Source organism: Nesterenkonia sp. F (assembly GCF_000220985.1).
In the GTDB taxonomy this organism is placed as follows: domain Bacteria; phylum Actinomycetota; class Actinomycetes; order Actinomycetales; family Micrococcaceae; genus Nesterenkonia.
This window is the reverse complement of record NZ_AFRW01000090.1, coordinates 1-5,790: the sequence shown is the minus strand read 5'-3', so window position 1 is coordinate 5,790 and position 5,790 is coordinate 1. Positions and strand designations below refer to the sequence as shown.

Here is a 5,790-nt window from a genome sequence, read left to right as displayed (position 1 = left end):
GTCCGCGCGGCCGAGGCGCCGCTGCTCGAGGCCGGCCACGGCGAGACGCTGATGCGCCGGGCAGCCCATGCGCTGGCGCAGGAAGTCCTGGGGCGCCTGGAGGCCGGCTGCGGGCGGGTCTACGGCACCGTCGTCGTCGGACTGATCGGGTCCGGCAACAACGGCGGCGACGGGCTGCACGCGCTGGCGAAGCTGCGCCGCCGCGGCGTCGACGCGCGCGCCGTCCTGCTGCGCGGGGACGGGCATCCCGACGGGCTGGCGGCCTTCCGCGCCGCAGGCGGCCGGATCGTCGAGGAGGTCCCGGCGAGCACCGAGGTGCTGGTCGACGCGATCATCGGCACCGGATCCCGCAGCGGCTTCACCGTTCCGGACGTGCCGGGGCTCGCCGAGCTGCTGGAGTGCCGCCGGGAGTCCATCGTCGACGAGCGCCGCCCCCAGGTCGTCGCCTGCGACGTGCCCTCCGGGGTCGACGTCGACACCGGCACCGTCGCCGGCGAGGTCATCGAGGCCGACTGCACCGTGACCTTCGGCGGCTGCAAGACTGGGCTGGTGCTCGGCGCCGGCTCGCAGGCCGCCGGCGTGGTGCGCACGGTGCCCATCGGCATCGAGGCGAACCTGCAGCTGCCCGTCCGCTGGCTGGTCGGCGAGGACCAGCCGGTGGGCTCCGAGGCCGGTCAGCGGCGCCGGCGCGGCGAGTGCGCCCCCGGCGGCGACGAGCGGCCGGCTCCGCTGGTGCGGCCGCGTCCGGCCGACGGCGACCACAAGTACTCGCGCGGCGCGGTCCACGTGATCGCCGGCTCCCGGGAGTTCCCCGGCGCCGCGCAGCTGACCTCGGCCGCGGCGGTGTCCACCGGAGTGGGCATGGTCGCGCTGCAGGCGCCCGAGGAGGTCCGTGACCGGCTGGTGACGATGATGCCGGAGGTGGTCACCACCTCCGGCCGGGGCAGCTCGGTGCTGCAGCGGGCGACCGCGGCGGCCGTCGGCCCGGGCATCGGCCGCGACGTCTTCCAGCTCGCGGCACTGGGCCGCGCCCTGGAGTGGGCCGGGCCGGGGCGGCCCTGCGTCATCGACGCCTCGGCGCTGTCGCATCTCAACGACTCCTCCTTCACCGACGTGGAGCTCGGCCCGCATGTCCTGCTCACCCCGCACCTCGGCGAGATCCGCGGCGTGATGGCCGACGTCGACCGCGACGACCTGATCGAGCTGCTGGAGTCCGATCCGGCCGCCGCCGTCGAACAGCTGGCCGAGCAGCTCGAGGTCACCGTGCTGCTGAAGGGGCCCAGCACCGTCATCGCGGCCCCGGATGCGCCGACGGTGGTCCACCGGGTCGAGGCTCCGGGGCTGGCCACCGCCGGCAGCGGGGACGTCCTCACCGGCATCATCGGCGCGCTGGCGGCGGTGCGACCCGAGGAGCCGATGTGGCGCACCGCCGCGCTGGGGGTGCGCATCCATGCCCAGGCCGCCGGTCGGATCGATCCCTTCGGCTGCGGGGCCTTCGGCGCGGGACGGCTGATCGAGGCCGTCAGCCCGACGTCGGGCACGATCGCCGTCGGCGTCGACCACCGCGCCTGAGCTGCCTCGCCCGCCGCCTCGATCTGGAAGAATGTGATGACCATGACATCTGCCGCCGCTCGCTCCGGACCTCGCCACCTGCTGCGCCGACTGATCACCGCGCTGGTCGTCGTGCTGATCGCCACCCTGGTCGTGGTGCTGATCGCGCTGCCGGTGGACCTGATCACCGGCTTCCTGGCCCCGGAGACTCTGCTGTCCGGGCTCGGCGGCTACCTGTGGCTGCTGACTCCTGTTGCCGCCGTCTCCGGGCTCCTCGGCGCGGCAGTGGGCACCGCCTCGCAGTGGCTCTCGGCCTCCACGCCGAGGGCTGCGGCGATGGTCTCCGGGATCACCGCGGCCGCCGTGCCGCTGCTGGCCACCTTCGCGCTGCTCTGGGCGCCGCTGATCGCAGGGCTGCAGGTGCTGTGGATCGTCGCGATCGGCGTCGCCGCCGGGTGGGCCAGCTGGCACGCCGACCGGCGGGGGCGGCCTCAGCCATGACGGCCGGTCCTCGTAGAGTAGAGGGTATGAGTACCATCAGCGGCACAGCTGTGCCCGAGGTCCACGCCCCGGAGCGTGCGGCGATCATCGATCCCGCCGCCATCCGGCACAACGTGGCCACGATCGCCGCCTACGTCCGTCCCGCGAAGGTCATGGTCGCCGTCAAGGCCGACGGCTACGGCCACGGGGCGGTGACCGCCGCGCGCGCCGCCGTCGACGGCGGCGCCGACTGGATCGGCGTCGCCCATGTCACCGAGGCGCTGCAGCTGCGCGAGGCCGGGATCGAGGCGCCGATGCTGGCCTGGCTGCACACGGCGCGCACCGACTTCGCCGAGGCGATCACCCAGGACGTGGACCTGGGCATCTCCGGCTGGGAGATCGACGAGGTCGCCGCCGCGGCCGAGCAGCTGCAGACTCCGGCGCATGTGCACCTGAAGATCGACACCGGTCTGGGACGCAACGGCTGCACTCCGGAGCGCTGGCCGGAGCTGGTCGCCCGCGCCGTCGAGCACCAGGACCGCGGGCTGATGAGCGTGGTCGGACTGTTCACCCACCTGGCCGTCGCCGACGAGCCCGATCGGCGCGAGACCGACGAGCAGCTCGAGGCTTACCGCTGGGCGGTGGAGACTGCGGAGGAAGCGGGATTGAGCGTCTCGCTGCGGCATGTGGCCAACACCCCGGGGGCGTTGTCCCGGCCGGATGCGCACTTCGACATGGTCCGCGTCGGCGTCGGCGTCTACGGGCAGAGCCCTTTCGCCGACCGCTCGGCCGAGGACCTGGGACTGGAGCCGGCGATGGAGCTGCGGACCACCGTGGCCAACGTGAAGCAGGTCCCGGCGGGGCAGGGCATCAGCTACGGGCTGACCCACCGGGTGGATCGGCCGACGTCGCTGGCGCTGATCCCGATGGGCTACGGCGACGGCGTGCCGCGGATCGCCGTCCACGCCCCGGTGCGGATCGGGGAGCGGACCTATCAGTCGGCCGGCCGCGTGGCCATGGATCAGTTCGTCGTCGACCTCGAGGACGTCGACACCGACGTCGCCGTGGGCGACGAGGTGGTGCTCTTCGGCGGCGACTCCGGCATCTCGGCCGCCGACTGGGGCGCCGCCGCGCAGACCATCAACTACGAGATCATCACCCGCATCGGCTCCCGCGTGCCCCGGCAGGTGATCGATTCCGAGCGCGGCCCCGCCGACGATGCGTCGACCGGCACGACGCTGGGCATGACGCTGGGCACGACGCCGGGCGGCACGCAGGGAGCCGCGCGGTGAGCGGGGCCGCGGCGTCGGCCGATCCGCGCTGGCGGATCGAGCGGCGGCTCGACGATCTGGAGGCCACCGAGCACTTCGCGCAGGCGCTTGCCGCGGTGCTGCGCCCCGGCGACGTGCTGATCCTCACCGGCGGGCTCGGCGCGGGCAAGACCACCTTCACCCAGTCGCTGGCCGCCGCGCTGGGGGTCTCCGGGCGGGTGAGCTCGCCGACCTTCGTGCTCAGCCGGATCCACCGCGCGGAGCACGACGGTCCCGACCTGGTGCATGTCGACGCCTATCGCACCGACGCCGCCGGAGTGGAGGGCCTGGACCTGGTCTCCACGCGCGAGCGGTCGGTGACCGTGGTCGAATGGGGCCGCGGCGTGGCCGAGGAGGCGCTGGTCGGCGTCGACGGGTCCTGGCTGGATCTGGAGCTGGTCGATCCCGCGGTGCCGCAGGCCCCCGCCGCGCCGGTGCGCGGGGCCGCGCCGTCGGACGGCCCCGGGGCCCCGGAGATCATCACCGACTTCTCCGAGTCCGAGGAGGACCTCCTCGGCTCGGCGCGGCGGGCGGTGCTGCGCGGCTTCGGTCCGCGCTGGGCCGAGGGTCCCCAGCTGCCCTGAGCCGTACCCCGCCGGCGATGACTCGGTGGAAGGTGTGGGAATACACGTCTATTCCCACACCTTCCACCGAGTCATCGCGCAGGAGGCCGCGCCTGCCGCCTGCACCTGCTCCGCCTGCCCGTCTCCGAGGATGAAGTGATCCGCGCGTGTCCGATCTGCTGAACCCCGTCGTGCTCTCCGTGCTGGTGCTGGCCGTGCTCAGTCTGGCCCGGGTGAACGTCGTCATCGCCCTGCTGCTCTCCGCCCTGGTGGCGGGGCTGGCCGGCGGCCTCTCCGTGGAGGAGACCGCCGCGACGCTCGTCGACGGCCTCGGCGGCCAGGGCGAGACGGCGCTGAGCTACATCCTGCTGGGCACGCTGGCGGTGATGGTCTCCCGGTCCGGGCTCACCGAGAGGCTCATCCGGAGGACGCTGCCGCTGCTGCGCGGGCCGCGGGCGGTGGTGCTCTTCGCCATCGCCGGGCTGGCCAGCCTCTCGCAGAATCTGGTGCCGGTCCACATCGCCTTCATCCCGATCCTCATCCCGCCGCTGCTGAGCGCCTTCGATCGGCTCCGGATCGATCGGCGGGCCGTCGCCGCGGCGCTGACCTTCGGCCTGAAAGCCCCCTATCTGCTGGTCCCGCTGGGCTTCGGGCTCATCTTCCAGGGCATCATCGCCGACGAGATGGCCGCGCACGGCATGGCGATCGACCTGGCGCGGATCCCGCTGGCCATGGCGATCCCGGTCGGCGGCATGGTCGTCGGCCTCGCCGTCGCGATCCTGATCAGCTATCGGCGACCGCGGCTCTACGCCTCGGCCGCCGTGGAGGCCCGGGCGGGCGGGCGCGCCGGGGCAGGCGGCGGAGCCTCCGAGACCGACGACGGCGCGGACGGGGCCGCGGAGCCTGCCGCGCCGACTGGCCGGCGGCGCGGCGACGTCGTCGTGCTGCTGGGACTGGCGACCACGCTGGTCCTGCAGCTGGTCTACGGCTCGCTGGTGATCGCCGCGCTGGCCGGGATCCTGGTGATCTTCCTGCTGCGCGGCGAGTCCTGGCGGGACGGCGATCCGATCATCGACCGGGGCGTGGCGATGATGGGCACCATCGCGTTCATCATGCTCATCGCCTCCGGCTACGCCCAGGTGCTCACCGAGACCGGGGCGGTGGAGTCGCTGGTCGCCGCCGCCGGCGAGTGGATCGGCGGCAGCCGGCTGGTCGCGGCGATGCTGATGATGCTCGTCGGGATGCTGGTCACCATGGGCATCGGGACCTCCTTCGGCACGGTGCCGGTGCTGGCGGCGATCTTCGTTCCGCTGGCGGCGAGCCTGGGCTTCAGCCCGCTGGCGACGGCGGCGCTGATCGGCGCGGCCGCCGGCATCGGCGATGCCGGATCGCCCGCCTCGGACAGCACACTGGGCCCGACCTCGGGACTGAACGCCGACGGGCGCCACCACCACATCTGGGACACCTGCGTGCCGACGTTCCTGCACTACAACATCCCGCTGTTCATCGGCGGCGTCGTCGCGGCGATGGTGCTGTGACGGTGCCCTGAGGACGGCCGCTCGGCGGCGTTGACTCCGTGGGACGGGTGGGAATACGGCATCTTTCCCACCCGTCCCACGGAGTCATCGCCCGGGGCGAGGGCGGACTCGGCGAGCCGATAGCATGGAGGGGTGCTGCTCGCGATCGACTCCTCCGCCGGGGCCTCGGCCGCCGTCACCGACGGCGAGACCGTGCTGTCCCATCGGCGCACCGATGCCACCACCACCCACGCCGAGGTCCTCGCCCCGGCCGTGCGCGACGTGCTGACCGAGGCCGGGATCTCCGGCGCGCGGCTCGACGGCGTCGTCGTCGGCGTCGGGCCGGGTCCCTTCACCGGCCTGCGCGTC

Annotated in this window: 6 protein-coding genes; all 6 read left to right on the top strand. The window is 73.7% G+C overall.

Translation table 11 applies throughout. From position 1 onward, the window contains the following. A partial coding sequence (locus GU5_RS14625) for an NAD(P)H-hydrate dehydratase (protein ID WP_010524979.1) occupies window positions 1–1,572 on the top strand: 1,572 nt, incomplete at its 5' end. 42 nt (window positions 1,573–1,614) lie between these two features. Next, complete coding sequence (locus tag GU5_RS0107570) at window positions 1,615–2,052, top strand: hypothetical protein (RefSeq protein WP_139084369.1); 438 nt, start codon at window positions 1,615–1,617, stop codon at window positions 2,050–2,052. 26 nt (window positions 2,053–2,078) lie between these two features. Beyond that, the gene (gene alr / locus GU5_RS0107565) at window positions 2,079–3,323 is read left to right on the top strand and encodes an alanine racemase (protein WP_050806626.1); all 1,245 of its coding nucleotides are present in this window, start codon (window positions 2,079–2,081) and stop codon (window positions 3,321–3,323) included. Further along, on the top strand, window positions 3,320–3,925 hold the full coding sequence (gene tsaE, locus GU5_RS14620; RefSeq protein WP_010524976.1) for a tRNA (adenosine(37)-N6)-threonylcarbamoyltransferase complex ATPase subunit type 1 TsaE: 606 nt from the start codon (window positions 3,320–3,322) through the stop codon (window positions 3,923–3,925). The genes alr and tsaE overlap by 4 nt, the downstream gene beginning before the upstream one ends. A 146-nt stretch (window positions 3,926–4,071) precedes the next feature. After that, window positions 4,072–5,442 (top strand): Na+/H+ antiporter family protein, encoded by a 1,371-nt coding sequence (locus tag GU5_RS0107555; protein ID WP_010524975.1) that lies wholly within the window; start codon window positions 4,072–4,074, stop codon window positions 5,440–5,442. A gap of 132 nt (window positions 5,443–5,574) precedes the next feature. After that, the coding region (tsaB, locus tag GU5_RS14615) for a tRNA (adenosine(37)-N6)-threonylcarbamoyltransferase complex dimerization subunit type 1 TsaB (protein WP_010524974.1) at window positions 5,575–5,790 on the top strand (216 nt) is incomplete at its 3' end.